General features: G+C 68.4%; 17 protein-coding genes. 12 read left to right on the top strand and 5 right to left on the bottom strand.

What is annotated here, in order from left to right; translation table 11 throughout:
• Positions 1 to 71 precede the first annotated feature (71 nt).
• Positions 72 to 875, top strand: a complete 804-nt coding sequence (locus AC3IPM_RS01520; RefSeq protein WP_489302165.1) for a type 1 glutamine amidotransferase domain-containing protein — start codon at positions 72 to 74, stop codon at positions 873 to 875.
• A gap of 55 nt (positions 876 to 930) precedes the next feature.
• The gene (locus tag AC3IPM_RS01515; protein ID WP_489302164.1) at positions 931 to 1,380 is read left to right on the top strand and encodes a nuclear transport factor 2 family protein; all 450 of its coding nucleotides are present in this window, start codon (positions 931 to 933) and stop codon (positions 1,378 to 1,380) included.
• Positions 1,381 to 1,453: 73 nt separating this feature from the next.
• Here AC3IPM_RS01515 and AC3IPM_RS01510 read toward each other — a convergent pair whose 3' ends face one another.
• A complete protein-coding gene (locus AC3IPM_RS01510; protein ID WP_489302163.1) occupies positions 1,454 to 2,428 on the bottom strand; it encodes a histone in 975 nt (324 codons plus the stop codon).
• Between the two features lie 899 nt (positions 2,429 to 3,327).
• Between AC3IPM_RS01510 and AC3IPM_RS01505 the strand changes: the two genes are divergently transcribed.
• The 9 genes from AC3IPM_RS01505 (at position 3,328) to AC3IPM_RS01465 (ending at position 11,351) form a co-directional block, all read left to right on the top strand.
• Positions 3,328 to 4,755 carry a Do family serine endopeptidase gene (locus AC3IPM_RS01505; protein WP_489302162.1) on the top strand — a complete coding sequence of 476 codons (1,428 nt, stop codon included), beginning with the start codon at positions 3,328 to 3,330 and terminating at the stop codon, positions 4,753 to 4,755.
• 118 nt (positions 4,756 to 4,873) lie between these two features.
• Positions 4,874 to 5,239: a hypothetical protein gene (locus tag AC3IPM_RS01500; RefSeq protein WP_256777031.1), complete on the top strand. Its 366-nt coding sequence runs from the start codon at positions 4,874 to 4,876 to the stop codon at positions 5,237 to 5,239.
• A 6-nt stretch (positions 5,240 to 5,245) separates the two neighbouring features.
• Positions 5,246 to 5,746: a phage holin family protein gene (locus AC3IPM_RS01495; RefSeq protein WP_489302161.1), complete on the top strand. Its 501-nt coding sequence runs from the start codon at positions 5,246 to 5,248 to the stop codon at positions 5,744 to 5,746.
• A complete protein-coding gene (locus AC3IPM_RS01490; protein WP_489302160.1) occupies positions 5,743 to 6,207 on the top strand; it encodes a protein sip-5 in 465 nt (154 codons plus the stop codon). Before AC3IPM_RS01495 ends, AC3IPM_RS01490 begins: the two co-directional genes overlap by 4 nt.
• A 67-nt stretch (positions 6,208 to 6,274) precedes the next feature.
• On the top strand, positions 6,275 to 7,366 hold the full coding sequence (locus AC3IPM_RS01485; RefSeq protein ID WP_489302159.1) for an AI-2E family transporter: 1,092 nt from the start codon (positions 6,275 to 6,277) through the stop codon (positions 7,364 to 7,366).
• A gap of 46 nt (positions 7,367 to 7,412) precedes the next feature.
• Positions 7,413 to 8,123, top strand: coding sequence for an HAD family hydrolase (locus AC3IPM_RS01480; protein ID WP_489302158.1), 711 nt, complete (start codon positions 7,413 to 7,415; stop codon positions 8,121 to 8,123).
• Between the two features lie 23 nt (positions 8,124 to 8,146).
• Positions 8,147 to 9,517 (top strand): leucyl aminopeptidase family protein, encoded by a 1,371-nt coding sequence (locus AC3IPM_RS01475; RefSeq protein ID WP_489302157.1) that lies wholly within the window; start codon positions 8,147 to 8,149, stop codon positions 9,515 to 9,517.
• A 155-nt stretch (positions 9,518 to 9,672) separates the two neighbouring features.
• Positions 9,673 to 10,785: a catalase family peroxidase gene (locus AC3IPM_RS01470; protein ID WP_489302156.1), complete on the top strand. Its 1,113-nt coding sequence runs from the start codon at positions 9,673 to 9,675 to the stop codon at positions 10,783 to 10,785.
• Entirely contained in the window at positions 10,782 to 11,351 is a 570-nt protein-coding gene (locus AC3IPM_RS01465) for a cytochrome b (RefSeq protein WP_489302155.1), read from the top strand. Before AC3IPM_RS01470 ends, AC3IPM_RS01465 begins: the two co-directional genes overlap by 4 nt.
• 48 nt (positions 11,352 to 11,399) lie before the next feature.
• Here the strand turns inward: AC3IPM_RS01465 and AC3IPM_RS01460 are convergent, their stop codons facing one another.
• Genes AC3IPM_RS01460 through AC3IPM_RS01445 form a run of 4 tightly spaced genes read right to left on the bottom strand, consistent with a single transcriptional unit; the run spans position 11,400 to position 14,924 of the window.
• Positions 11,400 to 12,002 carry a response regulator gene (locus AC3IPM_RS01460; protein ID WP_489302154.1) on the bottom strand — a complete coding sequence of 201 codons (603 nt, stop codon included), beginning with the start codon at positions 12,000 to 12,002 and terminating at the stop codon, positions 11,400 to 11,402.
• Positions 11,999 to 13,240, bottom strand: coding sequence for a sensor histidine kinase (locus AC3IPM_RS01455; protein ID WP_489302153.1), 1,242 nt, complete (start codon positions 13,238 to 13,240; stop codon positions 11,999 to 12,001). Before AC3IPM_RS01455 ends, AC3IPM_RS01460 begins: the two co-directional genes overlap by 4 nt.
• Positions 13,241 to 13,260: 20 nt before the next feature.
• Complete coding sequence (locus AC3IPM_RS01450) at positions 13,261 to 14,028, bottom strand: ABC transporter permease (protein ID WP_489302152.1); 768 nt, start codon at positions 14,026 to 14,028, stop codon at positions 13,261 to 13,263.
• Positions 14,025 to 14,924 (bottom strand): ABC transporter ATP-binding protein, encoded by a 900-nt coding sequence (locus AC3IPM_RS01445; RefSeq protein WP_489302151.1) that lies wholly within the window; start codon positions 14,922 to 14,924, stop codon positions 14,025 to 14,027. The genes AC3IPM_RS01450 and AC3IPM_RS01445 overlap by 4 nt, the downstream gene beginning before the upstream one ends.
• A 204-nt stretch (positions 14,925 to 15,128) precedes the next feature.
• Here AC3IPM_RS01445 and AC3IPM_RS01440 point away from each other — a divergent pair, with 204 nt between their 5' ends.
• On the top strand, positions 15,129 to 16,370 hold the full coding sequence (locus tag AC3IPM_RS01440) for an efflux RND transporter periplasmic adaptor subunit (protein ID WP_489302150.1): 1,242 nt from the start codon (positions 15,129 to 15,131) through the stop codon (positions 16,368 to 16,370).
• The last annotated feature ends 77 nt before the right edge of the window (positions 16,371 to 16,447 follow it).

The raw sequence follows: 16,447 nt of genomic DNA, 5'->3' as shown, positions 1-16,447 counted from the left end.
AAGGCATGGCAACACGTTGATTTGAATCGGGTTGGGCAGTATGCGGGGACTTCCCCAGCAGGTACCTGCCGATGTCCACACCCCGTTTCATCCGTTGCCTTGTGCTGCTGCTTGCCTTCGGGCTGGGCGGCGTTTCCAGCGCCTCCGCCCGGGGAGCCGCTGACGGACTCGCCCCCGTTCCCGACCAGGGGCGGGTGTTGTTCATCCTTGCCAGCAGTGCGATGCACGGCAGCTCGGCGTTGCCGGCAAGCATCAGCTTCGGCGAAGTCGTGCATGCCTGGGACACATTCCACGCCGCCGGGTATGCGGTGGACTTCGTCTCGCCCGACGGCGGCGCCGTGCCGATCCTGGACAGCTATGTCGCCGCGGACCTGACCGGACGCCTGAAGGACGAGCGCATCATGCACGGGCTGCGCAACACCGCCCGACCGGCGCAGATCGATCCGGCGCAGTATCGCGCCGTGTACTACGTGGGTGGCAGCAACGCGATCTACGGCGTGCCGGAGCATCCGCGCCTGCAGCAGTTGGCCATGCAGGTATACGAGCGCAACGGCGGGGTGGTCTCGGCCGTCTGCCACGGCACCGCCGGGCTGGTGAATCTCACGCTCGCCGATGGCCGGCACCTGGTCGATGGCAAGCGCATCACCGGCTACCCCGAAGAATACGAGCAGCAGGACGCGGCCTACTTCAAGCAGTTCCCGTTCCTGATCCGCAAGACGATCGAGGCCCGCGGCGGCGCGTTCCACGTCCGCGACAACGACCAGTCGCACATCGAAGTGGACGGCCGCGTGGTCACCGGCCAGAACTACCTGTCCGCGACCAAGGTCGCGCAGGCCGTCGTCGACATCCTGGGCAAACAGACCCGGCAGCCGTAACCCGGCCGTGATGGCCGACACCTACCCACACCCCTCAACAGGATCCTGGAACGCCATGCATATCGCACTTCACGCTGTTTTTCTGGCCGCTGTCCTCTTTATTTCCCCCACCACCGCACAGGCGCAGAGCGCCGATCACGATGCCGTGAACCGTGCCATGCAGAAGGTGATGCGGGCCTTCACCGCAGGCGATCCCAACCTGATGCTCGAGGTCGTCAGAAAGGACGCGGTCGTGGTCGGCTACGGGGAAGCACGGGGCATGCTGGTCACCGTGCCCGGAGAAGAGTGGGCGAAGGGCTTGACCGGAAAGCCGGCGGCGGACGAGGCCCAGCGCAGGCGCAGCTACCAGATCCTGGACGTGACCGCGGAAAGCGCACTGGTCAAGCTCAACCTGGATTACCCGATGTGGATCGGGCAGGACTATCTTTCGCTGAGCAGGATCAACGGCGAATGGATGATCATCAGCAAGGCCTGGAGCGGCCAGCGCAGGAAGGCGGCGCCGTAACGGGCGCGGTGGCTACGCGGCTTGAGGCGTAGCGTCACGGCTCCCGCCCAGGGGCGGGAGCCGTGCGTGCAACTTACTTGCGGGCGCGCTTGGCCGGGGCCTTGCGGGCCACGGTCTTGGCAGCGCTCACGCGCTTGGCCGGTGCGGCCTTGCGGGCAGCCGTCTTCTTGGTCACGGCCTTCTTGGCGGTCGCGGTCTTCTTGGCGACAGCCTTCTTGGCCACGGCGACCTTCTTGCCGACAGTCTTCTTGGCGACGGCGGTCTTCTTGCCGACCACCTTCTTGGCAGCGGCGGTCTTCTTGCCGACAACCTTCTTCGCAGCAACAGTCTTCTTGCCAACCAGCTTCTTGGCGGTCGCGGTCTTCTTGGCCACGGCCTTCTTGGCGACGGCGACCTTCTTGCCGACGGTCTTCTTGGCGACAGCCGCCTTCTTGCCAACGACCTTCTTGGCGGTCGCGGTCTTCTTGGCCACAGCCTTCTTGGCCACGGCGACCTTCTTGCCGACGGTCTTCTTGGCGACAGCGGTCTTCTTGCCAACGACCTTCTTGGCAGTCGCGGTCTTCTTGGCCACAGCCTTCTTGGCCACGGCGACCTTCTTGCCGACGGTCTTCTTGGCAGCAGCAACCTTCTTGGTCACGGCCTTCTTGGTGGTTGCCGCCTTCTTGCCGGCAGCCTTGGTGGTCTTGGTCACGGCCTTTTCAGCGGCAGCCTTCTTCTTGGCGACCTGCTTCTTCAGCGCGGCGGCCTCGGCCTTGGCGTTGCTCTTGGCGGTTTCCAGCTTCTTCTTGGCGTTGGCCAGGGTCTTGCCGACCGACTTGGCGGCCTTGTCAGCCTTCTTGGCGACGGTCTTCTCGGCCTTCTGCACGGCCTTCTTGACCTTGGCCACCTGGGTGGTGGCAGCCTTGCGCGCGCGCTTGACGGTCTTCTTCACCGAGGCCACCGCGTCTTCGGCAGTGTGCGCGATGGTCTCGCCCACTTTGCCAGCGACGTCTTTCACTTCTTCAACGCCCTGCGACAGGGTCGCGGTCACACCATTACCGTTGCTCATGATTGCCTCCTAAGGGGCCTGGTTAGTCAAATCGCTGGCGATGCTATACCGGCGCGGTCCATCGTGGAACGGTCTTGTCGCACGCCATGAGCCGCATCTGTGCTTGGCGGGCCGGCGATGCGCGCGCCCGAGAAACCGGGCCGCCGCACCAAACCCCTTTAAAACAGCTTCCGTGCATGCATAAGAACGTGCAGGGGCCACCACCCGTGAGCGCATCGCAGCGCGCAACGGCAATGTGCAATTGCCCGTCGTACTCGATCTGTTCGTTGCCCATTCCCCGCACAACTGCGCCGTCTTCGCGCACGAAACGGTGCGCGGTGTGCTGCCGATCGGCTGCCGGGAAGCACGGCTGTCGGCAGCGGGCAGGCGGGAATCGGAGGGCGCGCGATGGCATCGGTTGCGGGAAGCCGGGGTGGAATTTCCGCGCGCGGTGCGTGGTGTAAATGCGAATGCAGTGACGTGCCGGTGCCCAGGCCGAGGTGATACACAACGACACCCGGCACGGTCGCCCATGTGGATCGCGCACCGGCCTTGCGCATCCGTATCGCGTTGCGCGCCGCGCGCGCGCATGCCCGCCGACCAGGGAGCCAGGGGGTGTTTGCCGATCACTTCCGGATGCAGCGCAGGCATGTCGCGGCAGGCTCCATCAGGCACCTCGCGGCGCCCGTGCGGAGGAAGCGTTGCCCCGGACCAAAACCCAACCGCTTGGGGCAATCCCGATCGGCAACGCAACATCTTGTGGCCGACGCCCGGCCAGCTTACCCCGACCGCGGGCACTGTCAACGTCATCCATCGCCACCGGGGCGGTGCAGATTTCATCCTCGGTTTAGCTGCGGGCCAACAGACTCATTCAGCTTGAACTACCGTATGCCTGTCTTCGTTACGGAACCGCCGGACCCATGCGACCGCTCCCCACCCTGCTCACCCTCGCGCTTGCCGCCGCTTTCGGTGGGTTCGTCGCCTCGGCGATCAATGCCCACCTGGACAATCGCGCCGAAGCCGCGCCGGCCGCGCTGAGCATTCCGGCGACCGCCGCGCTGCCCGCCTCGGTGGCCGGACAGGTGGTGCCCTCGCTGGCGCCGATGCTGGAGCGGGTGATGCCGGCGGTGGTCAGCGTCAACACCAAGCAGGTGGTGCGGGTGCGCAACCCGTTCTTCAACGACCCGTTCTTCCGTCGCCTGTTCCCGGAAGTGCCGCAGGAGCGGATCAACGAATCGCTCGGCTCGGGCGTGATCATCGATGCCGGCGAGGGCCTGGTGCTGACCAACCACCACGTCATCGACAACGCCGACGATGTGCAGGTGACGCTGGCCGATGGGCGCACGGTCAAGGCCGAGTTCCTCGGTTCGGACCGCGATACCGACATCGCGCTGATCCGCATTCCCGCCGACAAGCTCACCGCGCTGCCGCTGGGCAACAGCGAGCAGCTGCGCGTGGGTGACTTCGTGGTGGCGATCGGCAATCCGTTCGGTTTCAGCCAGACCGTCACCTCCGGCATCGTCTCGGCGGTGGGCCGCAGCGGCATCCGCGGGCTGGGCTACCAGAACTTCATCCAGACCGATGCCTCGATCAACCCGGGCAACTCCGGCGGTGCGCTGGTCAACCTGCAGGGCCAGCTGGTGGGCATCAACACTGCCAGCTTCAACCCGCAGGGCAGCATGGCCGGCAACATCGGGCTGGGCCTGGCGATTCCGTCCAATCTGGCGCGCGATGTGGTCGACCAGCTGGTCAAGCACGGCGTGGTGGTGCGCGGCACGCTGGGCATCGAAGCCCAGAACCTGACCCAGCAGATCGCGCAGGGGCTGGGCCTGAGCGAAGCGCGTGGCGCGTTGGTGACGCGCGTGCTGGCCGGTTCCGGTGCGGCAGCGGCCGGGCTCAAGCCCGGTGACGTGGTGGTGTCGGCCAACGGCCAGCGCGTGGACAGCGCCCAGGCGCTGCACAACGTGGAAGGGCTGCAGCCGGTGGGCAGTGCGCTGAACCTGGACATCCGTCGCGATGGCAAGCCACTGCAGCTCAAGGCGACCTTGAAGGAACAACCGCGAGCGGTGGCCGGTGACACGCTGGACCCGCGCCTCAGCGGCGCCACCTTCGTGGACCTGCCCGAATCGCTGCGCCAGGCCGGCGTCAGCGGCGTGCTGGTCAGCGAGGTCAAGCCCGGCAGCCGCGCGGCGGCGTCGCGCCTGGTCCAGGGCGATGTGGTCACGGAAACCAGCGCCGGCGAATTCACCGATCTCGCCAGCTGGCGCGCCAACTTCCAGCAACGCCCGCCCCAGCTGGTGCTGCGCATCGTGCGCGGCAACGCGCGCGGCGAGCTGGTGATGCGCTGAACGGGTCAGGGAGCCGTAACGTCGCTTACACCCCCCCGATGCTATTACCTTGTGTTCGATACCGTTGGCTTGGCCCGCGGTTGCCCCATCGCCCCATCCCACATTACGGAGATACACGATGAGCCCCACCAATACCGAAAATCTGAAGGAACACCTGGGTGAAGCCGGTTCGCACCTGAAGTCCGCGGCCAGCGCCGCCGGCGGTGCGATCAAGGGTGCCACCGGCGCGGCCGGCGATGAACTGCGCATCGGCAAGGCCAACGTCAAGGCCGAGCTGTCCGATACCGCGCTGTCGGGCCTGGCGGCCGCCGAGTTCGGTGGTGCCGCGGCCAAGGAACAGGTCGATGCGCTGATGGACAAGGGCAAGGACCTGGTCGACAGCGCTGCCGAACTGATCCGCGAGCGCCCGCTGGCCTCCTTCGGCGTGGCCTTCGCCGCCGGTTGGATCATCGCCAAGCTGGCCCGCAGCGGCGGCGACAAGTAAGTCGGCGTGAGCGATCAAGCCCAGTCAACCGCCGACGGTGGCGCGGGTAGCCCGCCACCGGAAGGCGGTGCCGAAACACCGCGCCTGGACGAGAGCATCCGCCAGGTCGGGCAAGCCGGCCGCGCCACCGTCGATTCCGCCAAGCACACGATGCGCTCGCTGCGCCGGTTGGCCTCGGCCGACTTCGCGCTGGCGCGCAGTGCGTTCGGCCGCGCCCTGGCCTGGAGCGGGGTGGCGATCGTGTTCGGCGCCTCGGCCTGGCTGCTACTGGCCGGTACCCTGATCGCGCTGATGGTGCGTTGGGGCATGTCCTGGTTCCACTCGCTGCTGATCACCTCGGTGCTCAGCCTGGCCGTCACCGGTTATGCGATCTGGCGCGTGTCCTACTTCTTCCGTCACACCGGCATGCATGCCACCCGCCGCCAGTTGTCGCGGCTGGGCCTGTATGACGAACCCACCGAGGAAGACCCCGATGCCCATGTCGGCCGTGCGGAGGGCCAGCCATGAATTTTGAAGCGCTGCGCCGCCGGGTCAAACGCGCCGAACAGGTGGTGTCGATCCGGGTCGATGAAACCCAGGGCAGCTGGTCCACCCTGAGCCAGGTCTGGCGCTCGGGCTGGACACCGCTGCGCATCATCACCGTGGGCCTGGCCGGTGGTTTCCTAGCCGGCAAGCTGGAGCCGGGCAATGCACGCTTCCAGGGTGCCCGCTGGCTGCAGATGATCGGCTCGGTCTCCAATCTGATGGCCAGTGCGCAAGGGGCCTTTGCCGCGATGCAGGCCAGCGAAGCCGCAGACAGTGCCGAGCAGGCCGCCGAGCGTGTCGATGACGCTGCCGCCGCGGTCAGCGACGATGTCGCCGCGTCACGTGCCACGGCGGCCCGCGATGTGCCGTCAGCGCGCAGCAACGCCGTGGCCGCGCAACAGCCGCAGCCGGCCGAAGCGGCTACCGATCTCTCCGAACGCTGAGCCGCACAACACACCATCGCCACCTGGCCTGGCCAATAATGGCGCTCTTTTCCTGCGTGCTACCTGCATGAGCGTCCCGGCTCCTTCCCTTGACGACACGGCGGTCAGCCCGCTCCCACCGCGTCCGCGCGCGCCGATGTCGCTGGTGGTGCTGGCCACCCTGGCTGTCGGTTTCACCCTGTGGGCCGCGCAGGAGGTGATCCTGCCGGTGCTGCTGGCCATGTTCTTCGCACTGGTCGGCAACCCGATCCTGCGCCTGCTCGGCAAACTGTGGATTCCGCGCTTCCTCGGCGCGGTGCTGGTGCTGGGCGTGGGCCTGAGTGGGGCGGCGGCGTTGGGCGTGCAGCTGGTCGGCCCGGCCATGGAATGGGCACAGGAAGCGCCGCAGCAGCTGCGCAAGGTGGCCCGCCAGGTGCAGAACCTGACCAAACCGGTGCAGCAGGCCAACCAGGCCGCGGAAAACTTCGCCCGGGTGGCCGGCGGTGAAGGCAGCCACCGCGTGCAGATCGTGCGCACCCAGCTGGATGACCCCTACAAGGTGCTGACCCGCGCGCCCCGCCTCGCCGCCTCGGTGTTGGCGGTGGTGCTGCTCACGCTGTTCTTCATGATCTACGGGCAGAGCCTGCAGAAGCACGCCATCGCGCTGTTCCCCAGCCGCCAGCAGCAGCGCTTCACCGCCGACATCCTGCGCGCGATCGAGCGCGAGGTGTCGCGCTACGTGCTCACCATCACCGTGATCAACACCGCGGTCGGGCTGCTGTTCGGCGGCATTCTGCTGCTGCTCGGGATCAGCCTGCAGGAGGCGCTGTTGTGGGGCACGGTGGCGGCGCTGCTGAACTTCGCGCCCTACGTGGGCCCGTTGATCGGGGTGGCGCTGATGCTGCTGATGGGCTTCGTGGAGTTCTCCGACCCGCTGCAGGCGCTGTTGCCGGCGGCCTGCTACCTGGCCCTGCACACCGTCGAAGGGCAGGTGGTCACCCCGATCGTGCTCGGCCGGCGCATGGCGATCTCACCGCTGATCCTGATCCTGGCGCTGATGGTATTTGGCTGGTTGTGGGGCATGGTCGGGCTGCTGCTGGCGGTGCCGCTGCTGGTCTGCATCAAGCTGGTGCTGGCGCGGCTGGACGGCACGCAGGGCTGGGCACGGCTGCTGGAATGAACCACGGCCGGTCCCTGCCCGCGAGCGGCGGGAGTAGAATGGCGTGGTGAATTTTCCTGTCCTTGCCATTACCCTCGACCTCGACGACACCTTGTGGCCGTTCGCCCCCATCGGCGCCCGCATCGACCAGGTGTTGTACGAGTGGATGCTGCAGCACAGCCCCGCCACTGCCGCGATGTACCCGGTAGCGGCCATGCGGGAACTGCGCGAGCGCTCCTTCCACGACAACCCCCAGCTGCACCATGACCTGAGCGCGCTGCGCCGGCTGACCCTGCGCGAAGCACTGGAGAACAGCGGCGCCGACCTGGCCCTGCTGGAACCGGCCTACGAGGCGTTCTACGCCGCACGCAACCAGGTGGAGTTCTACCCGGATGCGGTGGACGCGCTGGCGCGGATTGCCGCGCGGGTGCCGGTGGCGGCGCTCAGCAACGGCAACGCCGACCTAGCGCGGATCGGTCTGTCGCATCTGTTCGCCTTCCAGCTGGGCTCGCGCGAACACGGCGCGGCCAAACCGGCAGCGAGCATCTTCCATGCCGCCTGTACGCGCCTGGGGGTTGCCCCGGCACAGGTGCTGCACGTGGGCGACCATGCCGAAATGGACGTGGCCGGTGCGATCCAGGCCGGCCTGCGTGGCTGCTGGATCAACCGCGTCGAACACACCTGGACCCATCCTTCGCTGCAGCCTGACCTGCAGTTCGACACCCTGACCGGGCTGGCCGATTGGCTGGATGCCAACGCATCCCACCCGCACGCCTGACCACGAACGGAGCCTCACCCCGCATGACCCAGATCAACGGCTTCACCACCGATACCACCAAGGCCTTGCCGCTGCGCGTGATGGAACGCGAACAGTTCACCGCGTGGCGCGCGCAGCAGAGCCCGGCGCTGGTGGCCTGGCTGGACGCGCAGCATTTCAACGGCAGCGGTGGCAGCGTGGTGCTGTTGCCCGGTGAGCACGGCCTGGCCGGGGCGATCATCGGCGTGGGTGATCCCGGTGATGCCTATGCCTACGCGCACGCGCCGTTCGCGCTGCCCGAAGGCACGGTGTGGCAGCTGGCCGAAGCGCTGCCGGCGGAAATCGAAACCCTGCTGCACCTGGGCTGGGGCCTGGGCAGCTACCGTTTCGCGCGCTACCGCAAGCCCAACCGTGCGCCGGCACAGCTGGCTGCCACCCCGACCGCGGAAGTGCGCGATGTGATCATCGCCAGCCTGCGCGTGCGCGACTGGGTGAACACGCCCACCGAAGACATGGGCCCGCAGCAGCTGGAAGACGCCGCGCGCGAGCTGGCCAGCGCACACGGTGCGCAGATCGAGGTGATCAGCGGCGATGCGCTGCTGGAGCAGAATTTCCCGGCCATCCACGCCGTCGGCCGTGCCTCGCATCGCGCACCGCGCCTGATCGCGCTGCGCTGGGGCAAGGAAGGCCAACCGCACGTGGCACTGGTTGGCAAGGGCGTGTGCTTTGATACCGGCGGGCTGGACATCAAGCCGGCCGACGGCATGCGCAACATGAAAAAGGACATGGGCGGCGCCGCACACGCACTGGCGCTGGCCGGGCTGGTCATGGCCCAGCAGCTGCCGGTGCAGCTGACCCTGTTGATCGCGGCCGTTGAAAACGCGATCGGCCCCGATGCGTTCCGCCCCGGCGAAGTGATCGCCACCCGCAAGGGCCTGAGCATCGAGATCGACAACACCGACGCCGAAGGCCGCCTGGTGCTGTGCGATGCACTCACCTATGCCAGCGAGCAGCAGCCGGAGATCGTGCTCGACTTCGCCACCCTGACCGGCGCGGCACGCATCGCGCTGGGCCCGGACCTGCCGGCGCTGTTCAGCAACAACGACACCCTGGCCCAGCAGTGGCTGAGCGCCGGCGACAGCACCCGCGACCCGGTCTGGCGCATGCCGCTGTGGCGCCCGTACCTGCGCTACCTGCACAGCAACATCGCCGACCTGGCCAACGCCGGCTCGCGCATGGCCGGCTCGGTCACCGCCGCACTGTACCTGGAGCGTTTCATCGCCCAGAACCAGGTCTGGGCGCACCTGGACGTGTATGCCTGGAACGATGGCGAGCGCCCGGGCCGTCCGGCCGGTGGCGAAGCCCTGGCCCTGCGTTCGGCCTGGGCGATGCTGAAGGTACGCTACGCCGGCTGAGCCCGCGCGCCGCAGGCCGGTCCCGACAGATCCCCGCTTCGGCGGGGATCTGCGTTTGGAAGAGTTGTCGAAAATGTGAATATCGGCCTGCCCGCTGTTCTGAGACGATGCCGGGGTACCCACCCACACGATGTCGTGAAGGCAGGAATCCGGACATGTCGCTCTTTGGCTTTACCCGCGCCGGCCGCACGCCCGGCGCACCACGCCCGCCCTCGCCGCTGGGCTGGATCGCGCTGATCGCGCTCATCGCCGGTGCGCTGGTGCTGGCCTTTGCCTGGCTGGCCGGCTGGATCGGCCGCGATCGCGCCACCGCGCAGGCCTTCACCGACAGCATCGAAGCGACCGGGCCGGCCCATCCCGGGTTCCGCCGCGCACACAGCAAGGGCGTGTGCGTGGTGGGCAGTTTCCAGGCTGCGCCCGAGGCGGCGACGCTGAGTTCGGCCCGCGTGTTCGCGCAGCGCCAAGTCCCGGTGCTGGGTCGGCTGTCGATCGGCGGAGGCGACCCGCACGGTGCCGATGCCAACGCGCGCGTGCGCAGCATGGCGCTGCAGCTGGTCAGCGATGACGGCCAGGAATGGCGCATGGCCATGAACAGCTTCCCGTTCTTCGCCGTGCCCACCGCCGAGGCGTTCCTGGAGCAGACCCGCGCCGGCATCCCCGACCCGGCCACCGGCAAACCGGACCCGGCGAAGATGGCCGCGGTGCAGGCCAAATACCCCAGCGCACGCGCCTTCGGGGAATGGGCCAAGACCGCGCCGTGGTCCAACAGCTGGGCCAACACCGACTACAACGGCGTCAACAGCTTCCGCTTCAGTGCCGCCGATGGCAGCCAGCACTTCGTGCGCTGGAGCATGCGCCCCCAGGCCCCGTTCGTGGAGATGACTGCCGAACAGCGCGCGCAGGCCGGGCTGGATTATCTCGCCGACGAGTTCCAGCAACGGCTGGCCCAGGGCCCGGTGCGTTGGGACATGTGGGCAACGATTGCCGAGGACGGTGACCCCATCGACGACCCCTCGCAGGTGTGGCCGGACACGCGCCGCCAGGTCAAGCTCGGTACGCTCAACCTGGTCTCGCAGCAGCCGCAGGCCACCGGTGCCTGCCGCGACCTCAACTACGATCCGTTGATCCTGCCCAGCGGCATCGCCGGCTCCAACGACCCGATCCTGGCCGCGCGTTCGGCGGTGTACTCGCAGTCGTTCAATCGCCGCGAGCGCGAGATCGCCACCGGCAAGGCGGCCGCGGCCACCGGCAAGGAGCGTGCGCAATGAGCAACGACGCAGGCCACTTCAATCTCACCGCACGGGTGCTGCACTGGCTGATGGCGGCGATGATCCTGGCGATGCTGTTCATCGGCGTCAGCATGGTCGCCTCGCTGCAGTGGCGGCCGCTGCTGATCGACCTGCACCGCCCGCTCGGCATCGCCATTCTGCTGCTGGTGTTGGTGCGCCTGTACAACCGCCTGCGCCATCGGCCGCCGCCGCTGCCGGCCGACCTGCCCGCCTGGCAGGCCTTCGCCGCGCATGCCTCGCACTGGGTGCTGTATGGCCTGATGCTGGCGATGCCGCTGATCGGCTGGTCGATGCTGTCCGCCGGCGGCTACCCGATCGTGCTGTGGCCGGGCATGCAGCTGCCGGCCATCGTGCCGCACGACCCGGCGCTGTACGCCGCGCTGCGCAGCGCGCACAGCCTGCTCGCCTACGTGCTGTTCACCACGGTGGTGGCACACCTGTCGGCCGCGCTGTTCCACCTGTGGGTACGCCGCGATGGTGTGTTCCAGGCGATGGCCAAGGGGCCGGAGCGCGAGCCAACCGACACCGACACAGACCCACACTGATCCCCCGCTTCGGTAGTGCCGGCCGCTGGCCGGCATGGCCGTTTCGGATTACAACCAGCCCTTCTGCCGCGCCAACCGATACGCCTCGATGCGGTTGGCCACGCCCAGCTTGCCGATGCATTCGGACAGGTAGTTGCGCACGGTGCCATGCGACAGGCCCAGCTGGCTGGCGATCTCGCTGGCCGAGCGGCCATCGCCGGACAGGCGCAGCACCTGGCGTTCGCGGTCGTTGAGCGGGTCGGCCTGCGACCACGCATCGAGCGCCAGCTGCGGGTCGATCGCACGGCCGCCGTGCTGTACCTGGCGCAGGGCATCGGCCAGTTTTTCGGCCGGGGCGTCCTTGAGCAGGTAGCCGCACACGCCGGCATCCAGTGCGCGGCGCAGGAAGCCCGAGCGCGCGAAGGTGGTGACGATCACCACCTTGATCGGCAGCTGCTGGCGCGCGATCCGCTGCGCCAGCTCCAGCCCGGACAGGCCGGGCATCTCGATATCGGTCACCAGGATGTCCGGGCTGAGCTGCTGCAGCATCCGCCAGGCACTCTCGCCATCGGCGGCACTGCCGAGCACCTCGATGTCCGGCTCCAGCCCGAGCAGCGCCGACAACGCGCCACGCACCATCGCCTGGTCTTCGGCCAGCACGATACGGATCATGGCTTGCCCTCCAGCGGTTGCGCCGGCAGCGCCACGGGAGTCTCCGCCGCCAGCATGGGCACGGCCGTGGTCGCGGCGGGCAGGGTCACCCGTACCGACACACTGGTGCCTTCGCCACGCACCGACTGAAGCACCAGCGTGCCGCGCAGTGCGGCCACCCGCTCGCGCATGCCGCTCAAGCCATTGCCATCGCTGTGTGCGCCGCCGCGTCCATCATCGCGGATCTCCATCAGCAGGCTGCGTCCTTCCTGTTCGAAGCGGATCCAGGCCTGGTGCGCCTGCGCATGCCGGGCGATGTTGGTGGCGGCCTCGCGCAGCACCAGCGACAACCCGCGCTCGACATCGGCCGGCATCGGCGGCGGCGGCGTGTAATGCAGGTGCACGTGCTGGCATTCCAGCAGCAGCCGCGCCGACGCCAGCTCGGCGGCCAGGTCGCTGGCGCGGATGCCGGTGACCGCGCTGCGCACTTCGGCCAGCGCCTGGCGCGCGATGGCTTCGGCTTCGGTCACTTCGCGGCGCGAGGCGGTGGGGTCACGCTCGGCCAGCTTGCGCGACAGCTCCAGCTTCAAGGTGATCAGCGACAGCGTGTGCCCGAGCAGGTCGTGCAGGTCACGGCCGATACGTTCGCGCTCGGCGGTGGCAGCCAGCCGCCGCACTTCCTCCTGTGACAGCTGCAGCGCCGCGTCACGATCCTTGTTGGTGCTTTCCACGTTGACGATGATGCCGATGATCAGCGCCATCGACGGTATCCACACGATGAACTGCCATTGGTAGCCCACCCACAGCGCGATCACCGCGAACAGGGCGTTGAGCACCAGCAGCTGGGCCAGGTAGCGCCACGCGCTGCTGCCCCGACAGATGCGCAGCATCACGCAGCCGAAGATGAAGTAGCTGATCCCCGAGGGATACCACGGCAGCAGCGCCAGCCCCATCGCCACCATCGCCAGCGCGTAACGCGGGCCATGGTGGCGCAGTGACAGCAGCTCCTTGGCATACAGCGCCAGGAACACCGGGTAGGTCAGCAGGGTCAGCCACAGCCAGTTCCAGCTGTAGCCGTTGCTGAACATCGGGGTGAGGAAGACCCAGCCCGTCCACAGCAGGTGCACCGCGTCGGCCCACGCCGGCTTGCCGCGGCGCAGGTTGTCGGCCACGGCCGAATCCGGCGCGGGACGCAGGAAGGAAGCGATCCAGCTGGACGACACGGGCGGTTCCAGAGCGGGGTGGTCAGGGGCGATCATGCCATCTTCGTCCGTTGCCCTCACCCGACCCGGCGCAGGCGCCGCTGCGCCAGCCCGAGCGCCACGGCGGTGATCGCCAGCAGCACCGCCACGTGCACCCACGGGCTGCCCTGCGCGGGCTGGCCGACCGCCGGCAGGGCCAGCTGCGCCAGGTGCCAGGTGGGCCACAGCGGGGCCAATGTGCCGAACATCGCCGGCAGCGCCGACAACGGCAGCCACAACCCGGACAACAGCGCCAACGGCAGGTACACCAGGTTGACCACCGCCGGTGCCGCACTGGCGCTGACATGGCTGCCGATCCACAGCCCGATCGCGCCCAGCGGCAGCGCCGCGAAGGCAGCGACAGCCAGCAGCCGCGCGGCGGTGCCCACCGATACCGCCACACCGGCCGCCGTAGCCACACCGATCAGTATCGTGGCCACCAGCAGGGCGAAGGCCACCGCCATCATCAGGCGCGCCAGCAACGGCGCCAGCGGCGGCAGTGGCAATGCACGCTTCAAGGTGAGCAGGCCGCCTTCGCGATCCAGCGCCAACTGCACGCCGAAGCCGAACAACGCCGGTGCCATCGCACCGAACACACAGTAGGTAGCCAACAGGTACTGCGCGGCGTGGCCCCGGCCCAGCAACAGCCCGAACAGGCTGTAGAACAACACCGGGAACAGCAATGAAGGCAGCACGAAGGCCGGCGTGCGCCAGGCCCGGCGCAGCTCACACAGCGCTTCGATGCGGTAGATGCGCCACACCGATGTGCGGCGGGCGGGGGATTGCGTCGTGGTCAGGGTATTCATGCGGCCTCCCGGGTGAGTTCGACAAAGGCATCGGCCAGGCCGCCGCCCTGCACTTCCAGTTCCTGCAGCGAGGGATCTTCGGCCAGCATGCGCGCCACCACCGGCTCGGCCGGTTCGGCCAGCAGCTGCAGGCGCAGCCCATCGCGCTGAACCTCGCGCACCCCCGGCCAGTGTTTCAACGCCTCGGCATCCAGGGTGCTGCGGCACCGGATCCGGCGCGGGGCCAGCTGCTGGCGGAACTGCGCCAGTGGCCCATCGGCAAGCACCTGGCCGTTTTCGATCACCACCACGCGCTGGGCCAGGGCTTCGGCCTCCTCCAGGTAGTGGGTGGTCAACAGCACGCCGCAGCCTTCACCGGCCAACTGCCGGATCGCCTGCCACAGGCCCTGCCGTGCCTGGATGTCCAGCCCGGTGGTGGGCTCGTCCAGGAACAGCAGCTGCGGCCGTCCGCAGATCGCGATGGCGAACTGCACGCGGCGCTGCTGGCCGCCGGACAGGCGCCCGTAGCGGCGTGTCGCCAGATCGCTGAGCCCGGCCAAGGCCAGGCACTCCTGCAGCGGGCGCGGGTCGTCGTAGCAGGCCCGCGCCAGTTCGATCAGTTCGGCCACCTGCAGTACCGGTGGCAGCGCGGTGCTCTGCAGCATCACCCCGATGCCACGGCGGGTGCTGCGCTGCTGCGGGTCGCCGCCGAGCAGCTCGGCCAGGCCGGCATCGAGCCGGCGCAGACCCAGCAGGACCGAAATCGCCGAGCTCTTGCCGGCGCCGTTGCGCCCCAGCAGGGCCAGAATCTCGCCGCGGTGCAGCGAAAAGCCAACCCCCTGCAGCGCGGCAACCGTACCGTAGTGGAGCTGGGCGGCGTGCAGCCGGGCCAGGGGAACAGCAGCTGGGTCGGACATGGGTGGACTCCCGAGGATGACGGCGCCAGCATCCGCCGCGGTGGGCGGCGGCCCCAGTGGCCGTCGTCAGTGCAAGCAGGTGACAGCTGTCACTGCCGCGCCGTCGCCGCAATCGGCATGCTGTCGACCACCCCGCCCCGTGCCGGTTTGCCCCGCCAGCGCTGTTGCGGTCACACTCGGCCCGATTCCCCGTCCAGAGTCACGATGAACGCATCCGCTGAACTGCTCAAGGAACTCCGCATCGACCGCAAGGCGGCCACGCCGCCCCCGTCCTCGCCCCGGCGTGGGCTGTGGATCGTGCTGGCCATCGTTGCACTGCTGCTTCTGGCCGGCATCGGCTGGTTCGTGTTCGGCCGGCAACGCCCGATCGAAGTGACCACCGCACCGGTGGTGGCGATCCAGCAGGGCACGGCCAGCAGTTCGGTGCTCGATGCCAGTGGCTATGTCGTGGCACGACGCATGGCCACGGTGTCGGCCAAGATCACCGGCAAGGTCCGCGAGGTGATGATCGAAGAAGGCATGCGCGTGGAGGAAGGCCAGGTGATGGCCACGCTCGACCCGATCGATGCCAACGCCCAGCGCAGCCTGAGCGCTTCGCAGCTGGAGGCCGCGCGCAGCCAGCTGTCCGGGCTGCAGGCGCAGGTCGCCCAGGCCAACGCCGAAGCCGGCCGCCTGCAGACCCTGGTCGGCCAGCAGCTGGTCTCACGCTCGCAGTACGACCTGGCCATCGCCCAGCGTGACAGCCTGCGTGCGCAGCTGCGCACCGCCGAACGCAATACCCGGGTGGCCAACGATGCACTGGCCATCGCCGAGCTTGGCGTGGACAACAACACCGTGCGCGCGCCGTTCTCCGGCGTGGTCACCGCCAAGGCCGCGCAGCCGGGCGAGATCGTCTCGCCGCTGTCGGCCGGCGGTGGCTTCACGCGTACCGGCATCGGCACCATCGTGGACATGGAATCGCTGGAGATCGAAGTGGAAGTGGGCGAGTCGTTCATCGGCCGCGTGCAGCCGAAGATGCCGGTCGAGGCCACGCTCAATGCCTACCCGGACTGGAAGATCCCGGCCGAAGTGATTGCCATCATTCCCACCGCCGACCGCGGCAAGGCCACCGTCAAGGTGCGCGTGGCGCTGAAGCTGAAAGACCCGCGGATCGTGCCGGAGATGGGCGTGCGGGTCAGCTTCCTGGAAGCTGCCGCACCGGCCCAGGCCGCCGCGCCCAAGGGCGTCCGCGTGCCCGCTGCGGCGATCGTCACGCGCGAGCAGAAGACCGTTGCCTTCGTGGTCAAGGACGACAAGCACGTGGAACAGCGCGAGATCAGCGCCGGCACCGCACTCAACACCGATCGCCAGGTAAGCGCAGGGTTGAGCGCCGGTGAGGTGGTGGTCGTGGACCCGCCGGCAGAACTGCACGACGGCAGCCTGGTCGTGGAAAAGAAACAGCCCTGACCCGCTGCGCCGGTCTGGCGCAGCGACGTAGTGCGTTACCCGTGCTGCCACCGCCGCACGGCACCGTATGTGCGCTA

This window comes from Stenotrophomonas sp. GL_111 (assembly GCF_057835245.1).
Note: the sequence above shows the minus strand (reverse complement) of the source record. Positions and strands in the feature narration are given on the sequence as shown.